The sequence below is a fragment of the Oceaniglobus sp. K40-3 genome, from assembly GCF_055808395.1.
Window position 1 is genome coordinate 2,442,941 of the sequence record NZ_CM147868.1, and the last position, 22,148, is coordinate 2,465,088.

15 protein-coding genes and 1 pseudogene are annotated in these 22,148 nt (G+C 60.4%); 3 read left to right on the forward strand and 13 right to left on the reverse strand.

Annotation, left to right across the window (positions count from 1 at the left end; genetic code table 11):
- Positions 1-72: 72 nt before the first annotated feature.
- The 4 genes from glgB to AC0L7P_RS12685 form a co-directional block, all read right to left on the reverse strand.
- Positions 73-2,391: a 1,4-alpha-glucan branching protein GlgB gene (gene glgB, locus AC0L7P_RS12670; protein WP_473433076.1), complete on the reverse strand. Its 2,319-nt coding sequence runs from the start codon at positions 2,389-2,391 to the stop codon at positions 73-75.
- Positions 2,392-2,460: 69 nt separating this feature from the next.
- Positions 2,461-4,842 (reverse strand): glycogen/starch/alpha-glucan phosphorylase, encoded by a 2,382-nt coding sequence (locus tag AC0L7P_RS12675; RefSeq protein WP_473433077.1) that lies wholly within the window; start codon positions 4,840-4,842, stop codon positions 2,461-2,463.
- 186 nt (positions 4,843-5,028) lie between these two features.
- Entirely contained in the window at positions 5,029-5,850 is an 822-nt protein-coding gene (locus tag AC0L7P_RS12680) for an amidohydrolase family protein (RefSeq protein ID WP_473433078.1), read from the reverse strand.
- Positions 5,847-6,875, reverse strand: a complete 1,029-nt coding sequence (locus AC0L7P_RS12685; protein WP_473433079.1) for an aldo/keto reductase — start codon at positions 6,873-6,875, stop codon at positions 5,847-5,849. The genes AC0L7P_RS12680 and AC0L7P_RS12685 overlap by 4 nt, the downstream gene beginning before the upstream one ends.
- Positions 6,876-7,057: 182 nt before the next feature.
- Between AC0L7P_RS12685 and AC0L7P_RS12690 the strand changes: the two genes are divergently transcribed.
- The gene (locus tag AC0L7P_RS12690) at positions 7,058-8,428 is read left to right on the forward strand and encodes an MATE family efflux transporter (protein WP_473433080.1); all 1,371 of its coding nucleotides are present in this window, start codon (positions 7,058-7,060) and stop codon (positions 8,426-8,428) included.
- A 2-nt stretch (positions 8,429-8,430) separates the two neighbouring features.
- Here the strand turns inward: AC0L7P_RS12690 and AC0L7P_RS12695 are convergent, their stop codons facing one another.
- The 8 genes and pseudogenes from AC0L7P_RS12695 to phbB all read right to left on the reverse strand — a co-directional run bounded on the left by AC0L7P_RS12695 (position 8,431) and on the right by phbB (position 19,472).
- Positions 8,431-9,342, reverse strand: coding sequence for a sterol desaturase family protein (locus AC0L7P_RS12695; RefSeq protein WP_473433081.1), 912 nt, complete (start codon positions 9,340-9,342; stop codon positions 8,431-8,433).
- Between the two features lie 48 nt (positions 9,343-9,390).
- Entirely contained in the window at positions 9,391-10,824 is a 1,434-nt protein-coding gene (locus AC0L7P_RS12700; RefSeq protein WP_473433082.1) for an NAD(P)(+) transhydrogenase (Re/Si-specific) subunit beta, read from the reverse strand.
- Between the two features lie 12 nt (positions 10,825-10,836).
- A complete protein-coding gene (locus AC0L7P_RS12705) occupies positions 10,837-12,411 on the reverse strand; it encodes a Re/Si-specific NAD(P)(+) transhydrogenase subunit alpha (RefSeq protein WP_473433083.1) in 1,575 nt (524 codons plus the stop codon).
- A 92-nt stretch (positions 12,412-12,503) separates the two neighbouring features.
- Complete coding sequence (locus AC0L7P_RS12710; RefSeq protein WP_473433084.1) at positions 12,504-12,965, reverse strand: phasin family protein; 462 nt, start codon at positions 12,963-12,965, stop codon at positions 12,504-12,506.
- An 11-nt stretch (positions 12,966-12,976) separates the two neighbouring features.
- On the reverse strand, positions 12,977-14,719 hold the full coding sequence (gene lpdA, locus AC0L7P_RS12715; RefSeq protein WP_473433085.1) for a dihydrolipoyl dehydrogenase: 1,743 nt from the start codon (positions 14,717-14,719) through the stop codon (positions 12,977-12,979).
- A 12-nt stretch (positions 14,720-14,731) separates the two neighbouring features.
- A complete protein-coding gene (aceF, locus tag AC0L7P_RS12720) occupies positions 14,732-15,997 on the reverse strand; it encodes a dihydrolipoyllysine-residue acetyltransferase (RefSeq protein WP_473433086.1) in 1,266 nt (421 codons plus the stop codon).
- Positions 15,998-16,018: 21 nt separating this feature from the next.
- Positions 16,019-18,673 carry a pyruvate dehydrogenase (acetyl-transferring), homodimeric type gene (gene aceE / locus AC0L7P_RS12725; protein ID WP_473433087.1) on the reverse strand — a complete coding sequence of 885 codons (2,655 nt, stop codon included), beginning with the start codon at positions 18,671-18,673 and terminating at the stop codon, positions 16,019-16,021.
- Between the two features lie 74 nt (positions 18,674-18,747).
- A pseudogene (gene phbB / locus AC0L7P_RS12730) lies at positions 18,748-19,472 on the reverse strand (acetoacetyl-CoA reductase).
- A 276-nt stretch (positions 19,473-19,748) separates the two neighbouring features.
- Between phbB and hisB the strand changes: the two are divergent.
- Complete coding sequence (hisB, locus tag AC0L7P_RS12735; RefSeq protein ID WP_473433088.1) at positions 19,749-20,336, forward strand: imidazoleglycerol-phosphate dehydratase HisB; 588 nt, start codon at positions 19,749-19,751, stop codon at positions 20,334-20,336.
- Entirely contained in the window at positions 20,337-20,978 is a 642-nt protein-coding gene (gene hisH / locus AC0L7P_RS12740) for an imidazole glycerol phosphate synthase subunit HisH (protein ID WP_473433089.1), read from the forward strand.
- On the opposite strand, the gene AC0L7P_RS12745 is transcribed toward hisH, so the two are convergent.
- On the reverse strand, positions 20,975-22,027 hold the full coding sequence (locus tag AC0L7P_RS12745) for a DUF6456 domain-containing protein (RefSeq protein ID WP_473433090.1): 1,053 nt from the start codon (positions 22,025-22,027) through the stop codon (positions 20,975-20,977). The genes hisH and AC0L7P_RS12745 overlap by 4 nt on opposite strands.
- Positions 22,028-22,148 lie beyond the last annotated feature (121 nt).

Genomic DNA, 22,148 nt, shown 5'->3' on the forward strand with positions numbered 1-22,148 from the left:
GCAATCGCGATGCACGGCTTGCACACCGGACCTTCACCGCCCCTGCACCGGGGCGGCAGATGATTTTACCGCTCAGTCCTTGACGAAAATCATGGTTGAAAGCGGCGGCAGCACCACCGTGGCCGAGGCAGGCTGCCCCTGATGGCCGGTGTCATTGCCGTTGATGGCCCCCATGTTCCCGCGATTTCCACCCCCATAAAGCGCGGCATCGGTGTTCAGGATTTCGCGCCATTCACCCGTCTGCGGCAGCCCAAGGTGATAGTCCGTCCGCTCAACCGGGGTGAAATTGCACACCACCACGATTTCGGAATCATCGGCACCGCCCCGGCGTATCCACGAGAGCACCGAATTTTCGGCGTCGTTCACCTCGATCCATTGAAACCCGCCGGGATCGCAATCTTTGACATGCAGCGCCGGATAATCGCGGTACAGCATATTCAGGTCACGCACGAGGGTTTGAATCCCCTTATGGGCCGGATCGCTCAGGACACCCCAGGTCAGTTGCGCGTCATGGTTCCATTCGCCGGGTTGGGCAAATTCCTGCCCCATGAACAACAGTTTCTTGCCCGGATGCCCCCACATGAACCCGTAATAGGCGCGCAGGTTGGCGAATTTCTCCCATGCATTGCCCGGCATCTTGTCGAGCATGGAGCCTTTGCCATGGACCACCTCATCATGGCTGATCGGCAGGATGAAATTTTCCGAAAACGCATAATGGATGCCAAAGGTCATCTGATGGTGGTGATGGCGGCGATAAATCGGGTCTTTTTCCATGAACGACAGGGTGTCGTTCATCCAGCCCATGTTCCACTTGTAGCCAAAGCCAAGCCCCCCACCGTCAACCGGCTGTGAGACGCCGGGATAGGATGTGCTTTCCTCGGCCACGGTCATGATGCCGGGCTGTTGGCCATAAACGATGGTGTTGGTGTTTTGCAGCATGGCGATGGCTTCGTAATTCTCGCGCCCGCCGTCTTTGTTGGGCACCCATTCCCCGTCCTTGCGCGAATAATCGCGGTACAGCATCGACGCCACGGCATCAACGCGCAGCCCGTCCACGTGATATTCTTCAAGCCAATACAAGGCGTTGGAGACAAGAAAATTGGCCACCTCGGTGCGGCCATAGTTGTAAATCAGGGTGTTCCAATCCTGATGAAAGCCTTCGCGCGGATCGGCATGTTCATAAAGCGGCGTGCCGTCAAACCGGCCCAGCCCTTGGGGGTCGGTCGGGAAATGCCCCGGCACCCAATCCAGCAGCACGCCGATGTTTTTCGCATGGGCCGCCTCGACCAGATTGCGGAATTCGTGGGGCGGGCCATGGCGCACGGTGGGCGCGAACAACCCAACCGGTTGATACCCCCATGAGCCATCAAAGGGATATTCGCTGATCGGCATCAGTTCGATATGGGTGAACCCCATGTCGGCCACGTAATCAATCAGATCGCGCGCCGCCTCGACATAGGAAAGCGGGCGGTTGTTGTCGTCGGTGTGACGCCGCCACGATCCCAGATGCACCTCGTAAACGCTGATCGCCGCGCTGCGGGCGTTGTGCCCTTCGCGGGTGTTCATCCATCTGGCATCCTGCCAGCCATAGCCACGAATATCGCGCACCATCGAGGCGTTTTCCGGCGGATGCTGCGACCCAAACCCGACCGGATCGGCCTTGAGCGGTTGCAGGGTGCCATCGGCACCGATGATTTCGTATTTATAGATTTCCGTGTCACCCACGCCGGGAATGAACATTTCCCACACGCCGGTGGCGCCCCGGCGACGCATCAGGTGACGGCGGCCATCCCAATGGTTGAACCCACCCACCACGCTGACCCTTTGCGCGTTCGGGGCCCAGACGGCAAAATGGGTGCCCTGAATGCCGTCGTGTTCCATCACATGGGCGCCGAGGACGGTCCATATCCGTTGATGGGTGCCTTCGCCCAACAGGTATTCATCCATCTCGCCCATGACCGGACCGTGACGATAGGGATCCTGCATGTCCCATGTGTTGCCCTCGGCGTCGCGCCCCTCGAGGATATAGGGTTTATTGGCCGGTACTTTCCCGCTGAACACATGCAGATCGTCAAACACCCGTTCCAGCGGATAGGTCTTGGCCCCGATCCGCGCGGTCATGGCGGTGGCCCCGTGATCGGTGGTGGTCAGCCAGGTCGCCCGCCCGCGTTTTTGCGGACCAAGCACTGAAAACGGGTCGCTGTGGCGTCCCTCGTGCAGGGCCAGCGCCACAGCGCGCGTCAGGCCATGGGCCGGCGCCGCCTTTGCGGGCGTTGCTTTTGCCGCAGTCTTTTTCGCGGGCGCCTTCTTCGCAACCGGCGCCTTGGGCTTTGCGGCGGCTTTTGCGGCGGGCTTGGCTGGGGTTTTGGCAGTCGGTTTAGGTGTTTTCATGGAATCCACGGTAAGTCATTTCACGATTGGGGCAACCCTTGTTGCAGGGCCGTGATGCGAACGGGGGAATTACTCTTTTGTCTGCACCGCCTTGGCGTCCCATATATCGGCCATATAGCCGCGGATCGTCCGGTCAGACGAAAACCAGCCTGACCGCGCGGTGTTGAGCAGCGCCATTTTCATCCAATGGTCGCGGTCGAGGTAGGCGGCATCCACGGCACGTTGGGCGCGCCAGTAATCGGTGAAATCCGACGCGACGAGAAAATAGTCAGGCCCGGCCAGATTGTCGGTGATGGCGTGAAACAGGGTCGGATCATCCTTGGAAAATTCCCCGTCTGCAATCGCCTTTGCCGCGCGGGCCAGCCGGGGATCGGCGGCAATCGCCTTGGCTGCATGGCCGTCAATGTCGCGCCGTGCCACCACCTCGGCGGCGGTCATGCCGAACAGAAAGAAATTGTCAGCCCCCACATGTTCACGGATTTCGACATTGGCACCATCCAGCGTGCCGACAGTCAGCGCGCCGTTCAGGGCGAATTTCATGTTGCCGGTGCCCGATGCCTCTTTGCCGGCCGTGCTGATCTGTTCGGACAGGTCCGACGCGGGGATCAGGCGTTCGGCAAGGGTGACGTTGTAATTGGCCGGATACACGACCTTGAGCCATTTTGACGTGACCGGATCGGCATTAAGAACATCGCCCACCGCATTGATAAGATGGATGATCTGTTTGGCGAACACATACCCCGGCGCCGCCTTGCCGCCGAAAATCTTGACCCGCGGCGTCCAGTTGCCGTTCGGGTTGTCGCGGATTTCCTGCCACAGGGCGATCGCTTCAAGAATGTTCAGATGCTGGCGCTTGTATTCATGAATGCGTTTGATCTGCACATCAAACATCGCCTCGGGGTCCAGCGCCACGCCTTCGGTCTCTGCAAACCAGTTGGACAGTTCCACCTTGTTGTCGTGTTTCGCCTTGGCGTAATCCGCCAGAAAACCGGCATCATTCTGCTTGCCGTCAAGCTGTTGCAATTGCTCCAGATCATCGACCCAGCCATCGCCAATGGCGCTGGTGATCAGCGACGACAGGCGCGGGTTGGCCGACAGCAGCCAGCGGCGCGGCGTTACGCCGTTGGTTTCGTTGACAATCCGGTTGGGATGCAGGGCGTGCAATTCCTTGAACACGGTTTCCTTCATCAACCCGGTGTGCAGGGCCGACACCCCATTCACGCGATTGGCCATGGTAAAGGCAATTTCGCCCATCTTGACCTCGCCATTTTCGCGCAGGGTGACGGTGCGGCGCGGGTTGGCCATGGCGTGGGCGTCGTCGATCGCCTCGATCAACTGCATGTGACGGGGCAGCAGATCGGACATGAGCGGCTCGCTCCAGCGTTCCAGCGCCTCGGGGAGCAGGGTGTGGTTGGTGTAATTCAGACACCCCCGCGCCGTTTCGATGGCCGTGGGCAGGTCCATACCCTGTTCATCATGCAAAATGCGCACCAGTTCCGGCCCCGCAATCGCCGGGTGCGTATCGTTAAGCTGAATCGCGACCTTGGCGGGCAACAGCGACAGATCGTCATATTCCGACAGGAACCGGCGCAGGATGTCGCGCAGGGATGCGGCGGTGAAAAAGAATTCCTGCTTCAGGCGCAGGCGCTTGCCTTCGGGGGTGCTGTCATCGGGGTAAAGCACGCGGGAAATGGTGCGCGCCAAGGCCTCGGGTTCGGCGGCACCGTAATAATCACCGGCGTTGAACCGGTCGAGATCGAACAGCTTGGTCGGTTTTGCCTCCCACAGGCGCAGGGTGTTGGCCCAGCGACCCTGCCAGCCGATGACCGGGGTGTCATAGGCCTTGGCGATCACGGTTTCCTCGGGCGTCCAAAGCTGGCCTTTCACGGCGCCGCCAAAACCGATGGTATAGGCAGATTCCGTGCGCTCGAATTCCCACGCGTGGGTTTGTTGCAGCCAATCTTCGGGTGCTTCCTTCTGCACGCCGTTCTCAAAGCTTTGCTTGAACAACCCGTGTTCATAGCGAATGCCATATCCATAGGCGGGGCAGCCGATGGTCGAGAGGGATTCAAGAAAACACGCCGCCAGACGGCCAAGGCCGCCGTTGCCAAGGGCGGCGTCGGGCTCATCCTCCAGAACGGTTTGCAGATCCACCCCCTGGGTACGCAGGGCATTGTCGGCGGTTTCCATCAGGCCAAGGTTGACCACCGCATCCTCAAGCAGCCGTCCGATAAGGAATTCCATCGACAGGTAATAGACCCGCTTGTGTTGCCCCTCATAGGTGGCGCGGGTGCTGGCGAACCACGGATCGACGATCCGGTCGCGCACGGTCAGCGACAGGGCAATGCGCCAATCGGTGGTTTGCGCATGGGCCGGATCCTTGCCCAGGGAATAGGTAAGGTGGCGGGCGATGGCATCGCCAAAATCGGCAGATAAATCCTTGGCGGACATGGTGGACCCTTTCGGAACGCGCGGAATGCGTGTCATGTTAGCGGTAACTGTTGCGTTGTTCTTGTCCAAAGGGCCGCGTATCGCAAGAAATTTCAACCGTTGTTGCGCTCACTTTTTCGCCAAACCCCGGGCCGGGCGCGATTTTGCTGCAATGCAGCAACAGTTCCCCCGCGCCCGGCCCCACCCTCAGGGGGCGAGGCGGTAAAATTCGGCGGCACTTGCGCTGAAAATCCGCTCTCGGGCTGCCTGTGACTGTCCGGCACACAATTCTTGCGCGGCGGACACCCAGCCGTCATAGGGCGCGGCCCTCGTGCAGACGGGCCAATCCGACCCCCACATCACCCGTTCCGGCGTGAAGCGGGAAAACAGATGTTCGGCATAGGGGCGCAGATCATCGGTGCGCCAATCGGCCGACGCCTCGGTCACAAGGCCCGAGAATTTGCACCACACCCCCAGATCGGCCAGACGGGACATGCCATCAAACCATGCCGCATCAGCATCGCCGCCAATGGCCGGTTTCATCGCGTGGTCGATCACGAACCGCAGATCGGGGTATTTTTCGGCAATGCGGGCAAAATTGCCCAGATGGCGCGGAAACCCAAGGGCGTCAAAGGTCAGATCATGGTCAATCAGCGCGGCAAAGGCCCACTGCACATCGTCGCGCAGCATCCAATCCACATCGGGGATGTTCTGAATCATCGGTCGCACGCCGCAGAATTTCGGATGTGCCGCCCAACGGGCCAGATGGCGCGCGTGATCCGGCTGTTCAAAATCGATCCAGCCGACAACCCCGCCGACAAAGGGCGTGGCATCGGCCAGACCCAGCATGTAATCGGTTTCGGCCACGGTTGGCGCCGCCTGCACCAGCACGGTTTTGGTGATGCCGTGGCGCGCCACGATCGGCGCCAGATCAGCGGGGGTAAAGGCGCGCGCCAGGGGGCTGTCCGGTTTCATCCAGTCATAATCGCCCCGGGCGGGCTGCCACAGGTGGTGATGGGCGTCGATCATGGCGTGGGGGCCTCCTGGCGCAGCAGGTTTTCGGATTTCAGATCCTGCCAAAGCTGATCGGGAATGTCCGCCCCGGCGGCACGGATGCTGCCATCCAGTTCGCGCACGCCCTGCCCGCCCGGAATGACCGACACCACCGCAGGATGCAGCAGCGGAAACTGCAACGCGGCATCAATCAGCCGGGTGTTGTGGGCGGCGCAGACCGCCTCGATCCGGGTCACGCGATCAAGGATTTCGGGCGATGCAGGTGCATAGTTGTAATGGGCGCCGGGTTTTGCGCCCGTTGCCAGAATGCCCGAATTATAGGCCCCGCCAATCACCAGCCCGATGCCCCGTTCCTGCGCCAATGGCAGGAAGGTATCAAGCGGGGTTTGCTCCAGCAGGGTATAGCGCCCGGCCAGCAGAAAGATGTCGAAATCGCCCCGCTCGGCCAGCCATTGGCAGCTTTCCCATTCGTTCACCCCGGCGCCAAAGGCCTTGATCACGCCCTGATCGCGCAATTCCAGCAATGCCTTGTAGCCGCCTTCGATGAATTCATTCATCGCCGCATCAAGAACGCCCCGGTCGCCCCGCGAAAACATATCCAGATCATGGGCATAAAGAATATCAACCCGGCTGACCCCCAGCCGTTCGAACGAAAACTCAAGACTGCGCATCACGCCATCATAGGTGTAATCGAATTTTTCGTTCCGCGCCGGAACGTCGATCCATTTGTCGGGGCTGTCGCGTTTGTCGGGGGTTGTGGGCATCAACAGACGCCCCACCTTGGTGGAAAGCACATATTCATCACGGGGTTTGTCGCGCAAAAACCGGTTTACCCGGGTTTCCGACAGGCCCAGCCCATAAAGCGGCGCAGTGTCGAAATACCGCACCCCCGCATCCCATGCCGCCTGCAACGTGGCCTGGGCATCCTCATCGCTGAGCGCGTGAAACAGGTTGCCAAGGGGCGCAGTGCCAAAGCCGATTTCAGTGAAGGTCAACCCACCGTTTCCGATCCGGTCATAGTGGCGTGTTTTCAGTGGCATGGATTCAGCTCCTTGTGTGAATGCCCGCGGCGCACAAACAGAACGCGCACCAAGGGCCGTTGCCCTGACATTTCGCAGGGTGGCCCCAATGGTCAAGCGGTTAGTTGACAATGGGCGCGGATCGGCCCTGTCCTTTTGCAGCGCCGACGCTATGGTCGCGCGACAGCCAGACAGGAGAAACCATGGCACGCCGCGACCTGACCACCGGGTCCATCGCCGGACATTTCCGCGCGCTGGCCATTCCCACCGCCATCGGCATGGTGTTCACCACCCTTTATAACGTCGTCGATGTCTATTTCGCCGGGATGCTTTCAACCGACGCACAGGCCGGGCTGGCGATTTCGTTTCAGGTGTTTTTCGTGCTGATCGCGCTGGGGTTTGGTCTGTCCACCGCGATGAGCGCGCTGGTGGGCAATGCGTTGGGCGAACGTTCGGCCAAGGAATCGGTGATTGCATCGCAGGGGGTGTCATTTGCCCTGATCGTGTCGGTTCTGGGGGTCATATTGGGGTGGGTCTTTGCGCCCGATCTGATCGCGCTGATTTCCGAACCGGGCGATTACCGGGATGCGGCGAACCAATACCTCGACATTCTGATCTTTGCCGCGCCGGCGTTCCTGATTGCCTTTGGTGCCAACGGCATCCTGACCGCGCAGGGCGATACGAAATCCATGCAATATGCCAATATCGCTGCGTTTTTTGCCAATGTCGTGCTGAACCCGCTGTTCATCTTCGGCCTTGGCCCGTGGGAGGGGCTGGGGTTTAACGGCATCGCCCTGTCCACCCTCGCGTCGCAAACCGGGGTGATGGTGTTCATCCTTTACCGCGTGTTCACCTCCGAAGCGATGCAGGGCGAACGGCAATATATCCCCCGCCCCGCAGTATATGGTGAAATTGCCGCGCAAGCCCTGCCTGCCAGTTTCGCGATGATGGTGATGATGATCGCGGGTTTCGTGGTGCAATATTTCCTCAAGGGGTTCGGTGGCTCGGCGGTGGCGGCCTATGGCGTGGCGTTACGGATCGAACAGCTTCTGCTGCTGCCCGCTTTCGGGCTGACCGGGGCATTGCTCCCGATCATGTCGCAGAATTATGGCGCGCGCGATTACGACCGGGTGCGCGAGGCGTCGATGTTCTGTTTCAAATCGGGGGTCATCCTGATGCTCGGCGCGTCCTGCGTGCTGTGGTTTGCCGCCGGCCCTGCCCTTTCGGTGTTTACCGACGACGCACAGGTGATCGAGATCGGCAAAAGTTACCTGCACGTCGATGGGTTTATCCTGCCGGTCTATGTGATGCTGTTTGCGATCAATTCGATCCTTCAGGCGTTCAAGCGGCCCGTCTATACCCTGTGGATCGGGATTTACCGTCAGGGCATCGGCGTGGCGCTGTTTGCCTGGCTCTATGTGGTGGTGTTCGATTTCGGGTATTGGGGCGTCTGGCTGGGCATTGCCACGGCGGTGACAAGTGGCTTTATCCTGTCGCTGGTGCTGGTTGAAATACTGGCAAGGCGGCTGATCGGCGGGCTGTTCACCCGGGTCGCGGCCGTGGCACCGGCGTAACCTCAGGGGTCATCCTGCGGTGCCGGGTCCGGTTCGCCCGAGGCCGCACCGCGAAACGGTTGCACCAACAGGCGATCCAGCCACAGATCGCGCCGGGTGCGAAACCGCCCCAACCCGATGGTCATTGCCGAATGCCCGGCGCGGGGTTGGGCGATATATGTGCCCAACAGCCGATCCCACCACGGCAGGTTAAAGCCAAAGTTGCTGTTGGTTTCCGATGGCAGAACCGAATGGTGAACCCGGTGCATATCGGGGGTCACGACGATCAGGCGCAAAAGGGCATCGAGCCGCGGCGACAGGCGGATGTTGGAATGGTTGAACAGCGATGTGGCGTTCAACAGCACCTCGAATATCAAAACGGCCCCGGCAGAGGGGCCAAGGGCCAGAACCAGCAACAGCTTGATCCCCATGGAAATCAGAATTTCAAACGGGTGAAACCGCACCCCGGTTGTCACATCAAATTCCAGATCGGCATGATGCACCCGGTGCAGCCGCCACAGGGCCGGAACCGCGTGAAACAACACATGTTGCAGATAGATTGCCAGATCAAAGGCCAGGATCGCAAGAATGACCTCGATCCAGACCGGCAGGGAAAACTGGTTCAACAATCCCCAACCATTTTCGCCTGCAATCACCGCCACGCCAATGGCCACCATCGGAAACACCAGCCTGACCAGCAGGGAATCAAGCACCACAAGCCCCAGATTGTTTGACCAGCGCACCAGCCGCGGAATTTCCACCCGGCGGCGCGGCGCGGCAAATTCCCACCCCGCCATGGCGATCAAAAGGCCAAAAAACACCGCCATCCTGATGATCGGTTCATGTGTGATGATGTCTTGCAAAATAACGCCCCCTGATCCGGCAGATTTACCACCAATGGGCGGCGGCTGTCCTGTCACGATGGCGCGGGGCATAAAAAAACCCCGGCGCAAGGCCGGGGTTTTCACGTTCGCGGTGTGATTTCAACTGATCCGGGTCAGCAGATCATCCAGCGATTTCTTGGCGTCGCCATAGAACATCCGCGTGTTTTCCTTGAAGAACAGCGGGTTTTCGATGCCGGAATATCCCGTTCCCTGTCCACGTTTCGACACGAACACCTGTTTCGCCTTCCAACATTCCAGAACCGGCATTCCGGCGATGGGGCTGTTGGGGTCGTCCTGTGCGGCGGGGTTCACGATGTCGTTTGACCCGATCACGATGGCCACGTCGGTGTTGGGGAAATCATCGTTGATCTCATCCATTTCCAGCACGATGTCGTAAGGCACACGCGCCTCGGCCAGCAGCACGTTCATGTGCCCGGGCAGTCGGCCCGCCACGGGGTGGATGGCGAAACGCACCTCTTTGCCCTTGGCGCGCAGGCGCTTGGTCAGTTCGCTGACCGATTGCTGTGCCTGTGCCACGGCCATGCCATAGCCGGGAATGATGATCACGCTGTCGGCGTCCTCAAGCGCCGCGGCCACGCCATCGGCGTCGATGGCGATCTGTTCGCCCTCGACCTCCATCGCGGGGCCTGCCGCGCCGCCAAAGCCGCCCAGAATCACGCTGACGAACGACCGGTTCATCGCCTTGCACATGATATAGGACAGGATCGCACCGCTTGAGCCGACCAGCGCGCCAACCACGATCAACAGGTCGTTGCCAAGGCTGAAACCAATCGCCGCCGCCGCCCAGCCCGAATAGCTGTTGAGCATGGAAACCACCACGGGCATATCCGCCCCGCCGATCCCGGTGATCAGGTGATAGCCGATGAACAAAGCGGCCAACAGCATGAGGAACAGCGGAAAGAAACCGCCGGTGTTGAAGTACCAGATGAGGAAAAACACCGACAAAGCGGCCGCAGCGGCGTTGAGCATATGCCCGCCGGGCAGCTTTTTCGCCGCTGAATCCACCTTGCCCGCCAGTTTGCCATAGGCCACCACCGATCCGGTAAATGTGACCGCACCGATAAAGATGCCAAGGAACAGCTCGACCCGCAGGATCGACACCTCAACCGGGCTCTTGTGAGCCAGAAGCGCCGCGAACCCATCAAGCGCGGCGCGGGCCTCGGCGTTCATCGCCAGAACCCGGCCCAGTTCGATATGGGCGATCAGCCCGACGAACACCGCCGCCAGACCGACAAGGCTGTGCATCGCCGCGACCAGTTCGGGCATCTGCGTCATCTGCACCTTGGTGGCCAGCTGATAGCCGATGATCGCGCCGCCCGCGATCAGCAGCAGCGACAAAAACCAGAATCCCGCACCGGGACCGACCAGCGTGGCCGCCACGGCCAATGCCATGCCGACGATGCCATACCACACCGCGCGCTTGGCGCTTTCCTGGCCCGAAAGCCCACCCAGCGAAAGAATGAAAAGAACCGCCGCGACGACATAAGCCGCTGTTGTGAAACCAAATTCCATGTCTTGCGCCCCTTACGATTTCTGGAACATGGCGAGCATGCGCCGTGTCACGAGGAAACCGCCGAAGATGTTTATCCCGGCCATAAAGACCGACAGCGCGGCCAATATGATGACAAGGAACGACCCTGACCCGATCTGCATAAGCGCCCCGAGAATGATGATCGAACTGATCGCGTTGGTTACCGCCATCAGCGGCGTGTGCAGGCTGTGCGCCACGCCCCAGATCACCTGAAACCCGATGAAAACCGCCAGAACGAACACGATGAAATGCTGCATGAAACTGGCCGGAGCGACAAGGCCGACGCCCAGCAACACCACCGCGCCAACCGCCAGCAATGTCACCTGATTGCGGGTCTGCGTCTTGAAGGCGGCCACCTCGTTCGCCTTCTTTTCCTCCACGGTCAATTCGCGCGCCTTTTCCTTTTTCGGAGCAGCAGCGATGGCTTTGACCTTGGGGGGCGGTGGCGGATAGGTGATTTCGCCCTTGTGGGTGACCGTGGCGCCACGGATCACGTCGTCTTCCATGTTGTGGTTGACGATGCCATCCTTGCCCGGGGTCAGATCCGTCAGCATGTGGCGGATATTGGTGGAATAAAGGGTGCTGGCCTGCGATGCCATGCGCGACGGGAAATCGGTGTAACCCACGATGGTCACGCCGTTGTCGGTGACGATTTTCTCGTCCGGCACGGTCAGTTTGCAGTTGCCGCCCTTTTCCGCCGCCAAATCAATGATCACGCTGCCCGGCTTCATCGCCGCCACCATGTCCGGCGTCCAGAGTTCGGGCGCCTCACGGTTGGGGATCAGCGCGGTGCAGATCACGATGTCGATCTCGGGCGCCAGTTCGCGGAATTTCTCAAGCTGCTTTTCGCGGAATTCCGGGCTGGACGGGGCGGCATAGCCGCCGGTCGCCGCGCTGTTCTGCGAGGATTCCTCGAACTCAAGGAAGACAAATTCGGCGCCCATGCTTTCGATCTGCTCGGCCACTTCCGGGCGCACGTCAAAGGCCAGGGTGATCGCGCCCAGCGACGTCGCGGTGCCGATGGCCGCGAGCCCGGCAACACCGGCGCCGATCACCAGAACCTTGGCCGGGGGCACCTTGCCCGCCGCCGTGACCTGACCGGTAAAGAACCGGCCAAAATTATTGCCCGCCTCGATCACCGCGCGATAGCCGGCGATATTGGCCATGGAGGACAGCGCGTCCATCTTTTGCGCGCGGGAAATGCGGGGCACCATTTCCATGGCAATGACCGAGGCGCCCTTGTCTTTTGCCTGCTCCATCAGCTCGGGGTTGCCCGCCGGGTTGAAAAAGGAAATCAGGGTCTGGCCATCGCGCATCTGTGCCATTTCGACCTCGGAGGGCGGGCGCACCTTGGCGACGATGTCGGATTTGCTCCAGACGACAGCAGCGTTCTGCACCACCTCAACGCCTGCGTCGGCATAGGCGGCATCGGAAAACCCGGCAGCAATGCCTGCGCCGCTTTCGATCAGGGCGCTATGGCCCAGCTTGGCCAAGGCCCTTGCGCTATCGGGCGTCAACGCAACGCGCCGCTCGCCTTCGAATTGCTCTTTCGGTGTCCCGATCAGCATTTAGTCCCCCAAATTCATTTGGCGTCCGGGGTTATGGGCGAATCATATTCACACACAACCCCGGACGTAATATTCTTGCGCCAATCGGCGTTTTACTTTTTCTTCTTGATCTCTTCAACCGCTTCCGAGACCTGGCCCTTGACCTGTTCATAGGCCTTTTCGTTGGCCTCGCGGGTCGCATCGGCCAGCTTTTTCATCATCGTCAGAGCCTCTTCGACCGCGTCATTCATCGCGGCCTGTTTCGCCTTGAGCGTATCCGGCCCGGCGTTGTCTTCGGCCCACTGATATTGTTCGCGGACGGTTTTGGTCATCTGGCCAAACATTTCCATCTGTTTGTCCAGCATGTCCTTATAGGCCTCGGCGGCAGATTTGTTGGCCTCTTGCAATGCGTCGAAATTGCGCTGGTTGGCCTTTACGATGCTGTCCACATCGAACATCGACTGCTGTTGCGGCTGGAACATGGAAAACATGTTCTGAGGTTGAAACATCTTCTGCATCTCGGCCGGATCGAAGGCCTTGAACATGTCACTCACGTCGAACGGATTCTTGGTCATGGTGGTATCCTTCAATGGCGTTTCCTGGGGGGCATCAGATCGGTGATTGTACCCTCAAACATTTCGGCGGCAAAGTTCACCGTTTCCGAAAGCGTCGGATGCGGGTGGATCGTGTGGCCCAGATCAACGGCATCACACCCCATTTCGATGGCCAGCGCAACTTCGGCAATCAGATCACCGGCGTTGGTGCCGACGATGGCGGCCCCGATTACCCGGTCATCGGCGGGATCGAACAACAGTTTGGTGATCCCTTCGTTGCGCCCGTTGGCAAGGGAACGCCCTGAAGCGGCCCAGGGGAACACGCCCTTTTCGTATTTGATGCCTTTGGCCTTTGCCTCGGTTTCCGTAACGCCCACCCATGCGACCTCGGGGTCGGTATAGGCAACCGAAGGGATCACCCGCGCATCGAACGCCCGTTTGTGCCCTGCGGCGACTTCGGCGGCGACTTTGCCCTCATGGACCGCCTTGTGGGCCAGCATCGGTTGGCCCACCACATCGCCAATGGCGAAAATGTGGGATTGGCCCGTGCGCATCTGAATGTCAGTGGCGATAAAGCCCCGTTCATCCACCGCGACGCCCGCCTTTTCGGCATCAATCAACTTGCCATTGGGGCGGCGGCCAACGGCCACCAGCACCCGGTCAAAGATGGCGCTGCTGACCTCGCCCTTGTCATCCTCGAACGTGACTTTCAGGCCGTTTTTCTGGGCCTTTACATCGGTCACTTTCGTCTTGAGCTTGATCGCGGCAAGGCGTTTTTCCATCCGCTTGTGCAGAGGTTTGATGATATCCTTGTCACAGCCCGGAACGATCTGATCCATCAGTTCCACGACCGTCACTTCGGACCCGAGCGCATCATAGACCGTGGCCATTTCGAAACCGATGATCCCGCCGCCCAGCACCAGCAGTTTTTTCGGGATGTCGCGCAGTTCAAGCGCGCCGGTGGAATCGATCACCCGTTCATCATCGTGGGGGATGAACGGCAGCTTTACCGGCTCGGACCCGGCGGCGATGATGCATTGATCAAAGCTGACGGTTTTGGTGCCATCGTCGCCTGTGACCTCGATCATGTTGGCGCCGGTGAATTTGCCATAGCCCTGTACCGTGGTCACCTTGCGCGCCTTGGCCAGACCGCCCAGACCACCAGTCAGTTGTTTCACCACGCTGTCTTTCCAGCCGCGCAGTTTGTCGAGATCGATCTTGGGCTTGGCGAAGGTGACGCCGTGATCACCCATTTCCTCGGCCTCGGTGATTGCTTTGGCAGCGTGCAGCAGGGCCTTGGAGGGGATACAGCCGACGTTGAGACAGACCCCCCCAAGGTTGGGGTATTTTTCGATCAGGATCACGGATTTGCCCAGATCGGCGGCGCGGAACGCAGCCGAATAACCGCCGGGGCCCGAGCCGAGCACGACAACCTCGGCGTGCAGATCGCCCTTGCCGGTGGCGGTGCCACTGGCGGCGACGGTTTTGGGTGCCTCTGGTGCACGCTCTTCGGTTGCTGGCACGCCCTCATCGCTGGTTTCGGCGTCGGCGCTTTCCAGCACCAGAATCAGGCTGCCTTCAGAAACTTTATCGCCCTCGGAGAGCTTGATTTCCTTGATCGTGCCCGCCGCGGGGCTGGGAACTTCCAGCGTCGCCTTGTCGGATTCCAGCTCGATCAGCGGGTCTTCCTTGGCGACGGTATCGCCCACGGCCACCAGAATGGTGACCACGGGAACGTCCTTGAAATCGCCGATGTCGGGTACTTTGATATCCATCTTCGCGCCCCCTTACAGCATCAACCGCCGGGCATCGCCCAGCAGGTATTTCAGGTGCGCACAGAACCGCGCCGCCAACGCCCCGTCAACGGCCCGGTGATCATAGGACAGGGACATGGGCAGCATGTTGCGCGGCACGAATTGTTCGCCGTCCCAGACCGGTGCCATCTTGGACCGGGTAAGGCCGAGAATGGCCACCTCGGGCGCGTTGACGATGGGGGTGAACGAGGTGCCGCCGATCCCGCCGAGCGACGAGATGGTAAAGGTGGCCCCCTGCATATCGCCCGATTTCAGCTTGCCGTCGCGGGCCTGTGCCGAAAGATCACCCAGTTCCTTGCTGATCTCGACGATGCCCTTGCGATCGGCGTCCTTGATCACCGGCACCATGAGACCGTTGGGCGTGTCGGCGGCAAAGCCGATGTTATAGAAGGATTTCTTGATCAGCTTGTCACCGTCGGGGTGGATCGAGCTGTTGAATTCCCAGTGTTTTTTCAGCGCGCTGACCGAGGCCTTGACGATGAATGACAGCAGGGTGACGCGATAGCCTTCCTGTTTGGCCTGAGTGTCGAGGTCTTTGCGGTACTTGTCGAGCTCGGTGATGTCGGCCTCTTCGTTGTGGGTGACATGGGGAATGTTCAGCCACGAGCGGTGCAGTGCCGGGCCAGAGATTTTCTTGATCCGGGGCATGTCCACATCTTCGACCGGGCCGAATTTGGAAAAATCGACGGCGGGGATCGGCGGGATGCCCGAACCACCCTGCGCCGGGGCAGCGCCCGAGGCCGGGGTGGCGGTGGATTTGAACATCGCGGTGATGTCTTCGCGCAGGATGCGGCCCTTGCGGCCCGAGCCGTTGACCTTGGACAGGTCCACATCGAGGTTGCGGGCAAAAGCACGCACCGAGGGCGATGCGTGGGCCTTGGAAAAGCCGCTGTCGGTGACGGCGGGGGCCGGAGCGGGCGCAGCGGCAGCGGCGGGTTGTGCCGTTTCTTTTGGCGCTTCGGTTTTGGCGGGCGCCTCATCGGGCGCTTTCGCGTCCTCTTCGCCGCTGGCCTCGAGCACCAGGATCAGCGCGCCTTCGGAGACATTATCCCCCTCGGACACCTTGATTTCCTTGACCACACCGGCCGCCGAGGATGGCACCTCAAGGGTGGCCTTGTCGGATTCCAGCTCGATCAGCGGGTCTTCCTTGGCCACGGTATCGCCCACGGCCACCAGAATGGTGATCACCGGCACATCCTTGAAATCGCCGATATCGGGTACTTTGACGTCTATGCTCATGTTTCTCTCCTGATCTTCGGCTTACACCAAGCGGGGGTTCGGCTTGTCGCCGTCGATGTCGTATTTGCTGATGGCTTTTTCCATATCGGCGCGGGTCACGGCCTTGAGCTTGTAAAGCTCGACCATGGCGGCGGCGGCGATGTGGTTTGCGTCCACCTCGAAGAACCGGCGCAGGTTCACCCGGCTGTCCGAGCGGCCAAAGCCATCGGTGCCAAGGATCGACAGCGGCTGTTCAATGAAACCGCGCACCTGTTCGCCATAGTTTTTCATGTAATCGCTGGCGATCACCATGGGGCCTTTGGCGTCTTTCAGGGTTTGGGTGATATAGGGCACCTTCGGATCGCTCAGGGGGTTCAGACGGTTCCAGCGGGCGCAATCCTGCCCCTCGCGGGCCAGTTCGTTAAAGCTGGTCGCGCTCCAGATATCGGCGGTGACGCCGAAATCTTCCTTGAGCATTTCAGCCGCCTTGAGGGCCTGCACCAGAATGGTGCCGGACCCCATGAGGTTCACATGCTTTTTTCCGGGTTTCTTTTGCCGTTCAAGGGCATAGAGCCCTTTGATAATCCCTTCTTCGCTGCCCATGGGCATTTGCGGATGGCGATAGTTTTCGTTCATCAGGGTGATGTAGAAATAGACATCTTCCTGATTGCCATACATCCGCTGCAAACCATGCTGCACGATGACGGCCACCTCAAAGCTGAACGTGGGGTCATAGGTGATGCAGTTGGGAATGGTGCTGGCCAGAATGTGGCTGTGGCCATCCTCGTGTTGCAACCCTTCGCCGTTCAGGGTGGTGCGCCCCGCCGTGCCGCCCAGCATGAAACCGCGCGCCCGTGAATCGCCCGCCGCCCAGGCCAGATCGCCGACCCGCTGGAACCCGAACATCGAGTAGTAGATATAGAACGGCACCATCGGCACGCCATGGTTGGAATAGGATGTCGCCGCGGCGATCCAATCGGCCATGGCGCCCGCTTCGTTGATGCCTTCCTGAAGAACCTGACCGCTGGTCGATTCCTTGTAAAACATCATCTGATCGGCATCTTCGGGGGTATAATTCTGCCCCTGAGGGTTATAGATGCCAACGCTGCGAAACAGCCCCTCCATCCCGAAGGTACGGGATTCGTCGGGCACGATAGGCACCACCTGTTTGCCGATCTTCTTGTCGCGCAACAGGGTTGTCAGGATGCGCACAAAGGCCATGGTGGTGGAAATTTCGCGCTCGCCTGTGCTTTCCAGCTGTGCCTTAAATGCCTCAAGCGGCGGAATTTCCAGCGCGGGCGCGCCGGTAAACCGTTGGGGAAATGCGCCGCCCAATTCCTTGCGGCGGTCCGCGAGGTAAGCCTTTTGTGCGTTGTTCAGGGAAATGAACGGCGCCTTTGGCAGGTCTTCATCGCTGACCGGAATCTGGAACCGGTCGCGCATGGCGCGCAATTGTTCCTCGACCATCTTCTTTTGCTGATGCGAGGTATTCTGCCCCTCACCCGCCTTGCCCATGCCATAGCCCTTGACGGTTTTCACCAACAGGCAGGTGGGTTGGCCCTTGGCCTCGGTCGCGCGTTTGAACGCCGTGTACACCTTTTGCGGATCATGGCCGCCCCGGCGCAATGCCCAGATCTGATCGTCGGTCCAGTCTTCGACCAGTTTCGCCGTTTCGGGATATTTGCCAAAGAAATGCTTGCGGATGAACGCGCCGTCCTTGGATTTGAACGTCTGGTAATCGCCATCGACGGTTTCATCCATCAACTGACGCAACCGCCCGGTGGTGTCCATCTCAAGCAGGTCGTCCCAGCCCTTGCCCCACAGCACCTTGAGAACGCCCCAGCCGGCACCGCGGAAGTGGCCCTCAAGTTCCTGCACGATTTTCGAGTTGCCGCGCACCGGGCCATCAAGGCGCTGAAGGTTGCAGTTGACCACAAAAATAAGGTTGTCCAACCCTTCACGTGCCGCCAACGCGATGGCACCCAGGGATTCAGGTTCGTCCATCTCGCCGTCACCCAGGAAACACCACACCTTGCGGTCGGCCATATCGATATGGCCCCGGTTGTGCATGTATTTCATGAACCGCGCCTGATAGATCGCCATCAAGGGACCAAGGCCCATGGAAACGGTCGGGAATTGCCAGTAATCCGGCATCAGCCATGGGTGGGGATAGGACGAAAGCCCGCCACCGGCCACCTCGGAGCGGAAATTCTCCATCTGCTGTTCGGAAAAACGCCCCTCCATGAACGAGCGCGCATAGATACCCGGCACGATGTGGCCCTGAAAGAACACCAGATCGCCGCCGTGAATCGCCGATTTTGCCCGCCAGAAATGGTTCAGCCCGATGTCATACATCACCGCCGAACTGGCGAAAGAGGCGATATGACCGCCGTATTCGGACGATTCCTTGTTGCGCCGCACCACCGTGGCCATGGCATTCCAACGGTTGATCGTGCGAATGCGCCATTCCATGTCCTGATCGCCGGGCACGTCAAGCAGGTCGTCAGACGGAATTGTATTCTGATAAGGCGTCGTCGCGCTGAACGGCAGGGTCGCACCTGCGGCGCGGGCCTGTTGCACGGCTTTGTCCAACAGGAAATGCGCGCGGTCCGCGCCATCACGCGCGATCACATCCTCGATCGCCTCCTGCCACTCACGGGATTCGACAGGATCAATGTCGGGTGTTCCGTCTTTCATCTAGATCTCCTTTGCCACAAGGGGTGTCATAACACTTGTGTTATAACACCCACCCACTGACAGATTTTCAAATTTTATGCGAAGAACTGTGCGCCATTCGCGCTGATCGTCGAGCCGGAAATGAACCCGGCGTCGTCGCTGGCAAGGAAGGTCACACAGCGGGCGATTTCCTCGGGTTCACCCAGACGGCCCACGGGGATCTGGGGGATGATCTTGTCGTTCAGCACTTTTTCATCAATGGCGCGCACCATTTCGGTGCCGATATAGCCGGGGCAGATGGCGTTCACGGTGATGCCCGCCCGTGCGCCTTCCTGCGCCAGCGCGCGGGTGATGCCGATGTCGCCGGCCTTGGCGGCGGAATAATTGGATTGCCCCGCCTGCCCTTTCTGGCCGTTGATCGAACTGATGTTGATCACCCGCCCGAATTTGCGTTCCCGCATGCCGGGCCAGATCGGGTGGGTCATGTTGAACACGCCCGACAGGTTGGTGTCGATCACTTCGCGCCACTGCTGGGGGGTCATGCGGTGGAACATGGCATCGCGGGTGATCCCGGCGTTGTTCACCAGCACCTCAACCGGGCCAAGGGCGGCTTCTACCTCGGCAATACCGGCAGCGCAGGCATCATAATCGGCGACCGACCATTTAAAGGCCTTGATCCCGGTTTCATCGGTAAATTTCGCCGCCGCCTCATCATTGCCCGCGTAATTCGCGGCAACGGTATATCCTGCATCCTTCAGGGCAATGGATATTGCAGCGCCAATCCCCGGCTTCCGCCGGTCACAAGTGCAACGCGTCCCATGGTTTCTCCTCCAACGTGTTTATCTGATGTGTCGTGATTGCCGCAGGGGTAGCGTACCCCCTGCGTAATGTGCATTGCCCAAATGGAAACCCCGGTATGCAATTGCATTCCCTTGGCTCATTTGCCTGTCGCGCCCCGATGCGCAGTGCTTGCCGCATTTTTTCCACACTATTACTGGAACACGGCGCCCGCAGTCTTGCAAGTGTCTTGCGTTGTCGCCCCTTTTCACCGCAGGCCACCCCCCTATAGACAGCGCACAGCACCCGGAGGCACATCATGCGCAACGCCAGCATCACCCGCACCACCGCCGAAACCGATATTTCGGTCGAGATCAACCTTGACGGCACCGGGCAGTATGACAACCAGACCGGCATCGGGTTCTTTGATCACATGCTGGACCAACTGTCGCGCCACTCGCTGATCGACATGAAGGTGCGCGCCAGGGGCGATCTGCACATCGACGATCACCATTGTGTCGAGGACACCGGCATCGCTCTGGGGCAGGCCCTGACCCGGGCCTTGGGCGACAAACGCGGTATCCGGCGATATGGTTCCTGCACCCTGGCCATGGACGATGCCCAGATTGCCACTGCGCTGGATCTGTCGGCGCGGCCCTATTTCATCTGGAACGCCGATTTGCCCACCGCAAAAATCGGCAGCTTCGATACCGAACTGGTGCGTGAATTCTTTCAGGCCCTGTCCACCCATGGGGGCATCACCCTGCATATCGACAAGGTGCATGGCATCAACAGCCACCACATTGCCGAAGCGACGTTCAAATCCGTCGCCCGCGCCCTGCGCATGGCGGTTGAACCCGATCCGCGCATGGGTGACATCCTGCCCTCGACCAAGGGCGCGCTGTGAATGCTGACGGTTCTGATTGATTACGACAGCGGCAATCTGCATTCGGCGGAAAAGGCGTTTCAGCGGATGGCGCGCGAAACCGATGCCGGCAGCGTGATCGTGTCATCGCGCCCCGAGGATGTGGCCCGCGCCGACCGGATCGTGCTGCCCGGCGACGGGGCCTTTCCCGCCTGCCGCAATGCGTTGATGCAAGGCCACGCCGCGCTGTACGAGGCCTTGGTCGAGGCGGTCGAACACCGCGCCCGCCCGTTTCTGGGCATCTGTGTGGGGATGCAACTGATGGCGCGCCGTGGCCATGAATATCAGCCAACCAACGGCCTGAACTGGATCAACGGCGAGGTGCGCGCCATCGCCCCCGCCGATCCGGCGCTGAAGGTGCCGCATATGGGGTGGAACGATCTGGTAATTGACAGCCCCCATCCGGTGCTGGCCGGGATTGAAACTGGTGAACACGCCTATTTCGTCCATTCTTATCAGATGGAAATGGATGATACGGCCCAAAGGCTGGCCCATTGTGACTATGGCGGCACGATCACCGCCATTGTCGGTGCGGAAAACCGCATCGGCACCCAGTTTCACCCGGAAAAATCGCAACATGCGGGGTTGCGTCTGATTGCGAATTTCCTGAGCTGGGCACCCTAACCGATCATCGGCGACCATTTACCTTCGGTTTCGTCGAAATGGCGGCGCAACCGCTGCAACCCGATCCGCAGCACGATCTTGCCCGAGCGCGCGGCCCAGCCCATGCGCCGCTCGACTGTTTCCATCCCTTCCAGCAGGCAGCAACAGCGCAGCACCACATCGCCCAGCCCCGGCCCAAGTTCGGCCAGCGCCGCGGCCACCCGAGCGCGGGCGGCCTCTGGCCCGGTGCCTTTCGGATCGCCCGCCTCGTCGCCCACCCCCTGCGCGACGATTTGTTCCCAGTTGCGTGGGCTGCGCCCGCCCATCTGCGCCAGTTCGAAATCCTCGCGCAGCCGCTCACCCGCCGCCAGCAAAGGTTCGCTCAGAAAGCGGCTGCCATCCTTGTCGCGGCGGCGCGCCAGAACGTTCAGCGGGCTTTCCGCCATCCCATAGCGCGCCCGCCCCTTGGCGGCGCTGCGCTGTGCGGTGCCGTGGAATTCGCCCGCCGCGTCCAACAATTGGCGCAGGGCGGCGCGCCCGGCATTGGTCAGATGATAGCGCGCAATCTTGCCCCCGGTGCCTGCCGCGATCCAGTCGCGCAGGGCCATCGCCTCGGCCACCGTGCGTTGCACAATGGCGGTGCGCACGGTCTGTCCGTCCGCGCCTTCGCGCACCACCACGGCGTTTTCCATCCCCGTGGCAATGGCAAGGCAGGCCCCCGGTTCGGCCAGACGGCGCAGCACCCGGCGCGCCTCTTTGTCGATCTGAATGTCATCGGGGGCCGCGCTGGCGCGGGTGGGTCTGGTGTGCTTCATGGTGTCTCCGGTCAAATGAACGGGCGTGTTTTGCCCGATGCCCATGGCGCCAAGACGGCGCAGGGCATGATCAATCAGAGGATCGTCGCGGCGTTGTTCATAGCGTCGGATCTGGCGCATGACCGTCGAGGCATGACACCCCGCGGCCCGGGCAAGGGCGCGGATCGACGCCCCGTGTTCCGTATGTGCAAGATAGAGCCTCACCTCTTCTGGCACCCATTCCGGCGCTGCCGCAATCGGCGATACTGACAACATCGTTACGTCCCCTCGTTTAACCGGCCGCCGGGGCCTGTTTATCCACAGATTTACCCCCAGCGCGATCAACCCTTGATTGTAATTGTTATCAGATCGTTAACAACAAGCCGGTCTGAGCGAG

Bases quoted from the DNA above. Each gene is read 5' to 3' on its own strand.
- glgB (WP_473433076.1), bottom strand. From the start codon at position 2,391: ATGAAAACACCTAAACCGACTGCCAAAACCCCAGCCAAGCCCGCCGCA.
- AC0L7P_RS12675 (WP_473433077.1), bottom strand. From the start codon at position 4,842: ATGTCCGCCAAGGATTTATCTGCCGATTTTGGCGATGCCATCGCCCGC.
- AC0L7P_RS12680 (WP_473433078.1), bottom strand. From the start codon at position 5,850: ATGATCGACGCCCATCACCACCTGTGGCAGCCCGCCCGGGGCGATTAT.
- AC0L7P_RS12685 (WP_473433079.1), bottom strand. From the start codon at position 6,875: ATGCCACTGAAAACACGCCACTATGACCGGATCGGAAACGGTGGGTTG.
- AC0L7P_RS12690 (WP_473433080.1), top strand. From the start codon at position 7,058: ATGGCACGCCGCGACCTGACCACCGGGTCCATCGCCGGACATTTCCGC.
- AC0L7P_RS12695 (WP_473433081.1), bottom strand. From the start codon at position 9,342: ATGCCCCGCGCCATCGTGACAGGACAGCCGCCGCCCATTGGTGGTAAA.
- AC0L7P_RS12700 (WP_473433082.1), bottom strand. From the start codon at position 10,824: ATGGAATTTGGTTTCACAACAGCGGCTTATGTCGTCGCGGCGGTTCTT.
- AC0L7P_RS12705 (WP_473433083.1), bottom strand. From the start codon at position 12,411: ATGCTGATCGGGACACCGAAAGAGCAATTCGAAGGCGAGCGGCGCGTT.
- AC0L7P_RS12710 (WP_473433084.1), bottom strand. From the start codon at position 12,965: ATGACCAAGAATCCGTTCGACGTGAGTGACATGTTCAAGGCCTTCGAT.
- lpdA (WP_473433085.1), bottom strand. From the start codon at position 14,719: ATGGATATCAAAGTACCCGACATCGGCGATTTCAAGGACGTTCCCGTG.
- aceF (WP_473433086.1), bottom strand. From the start codon at position 15,997: ATGAGCATAGACGTCAAAGTACCCGATATCGGCGATTTCAAGGATGTG.
- aceE (WP_473433087.1), bottom strand. From the start codon at position 18,673: ATGAAAGACGGAACACCCGACATTGATCCTGTCGAATCCCGTGAGTGG.
- hisB (WP_473433088.1), top strand. From the start codon at position 19,749: ATGCGCAACGCCAGCATCACCCGCACCACCGCCGAAACCGATATTTCG.
- hisH (WP_473433089.1), top strand. From the start codon at position 20,337: ATGCTGACGGTTCTGATTGATTACGACAGCGGCAATCTGCATTCGGCG.
- AC0L7P_RS12745 (WP_473433090.1), bottom strand. From the start codon at position 22,027: ATGTTGTCAGTATCGCCGATTGCGGCAGCGCCGGAATGGGTGCCAGAA.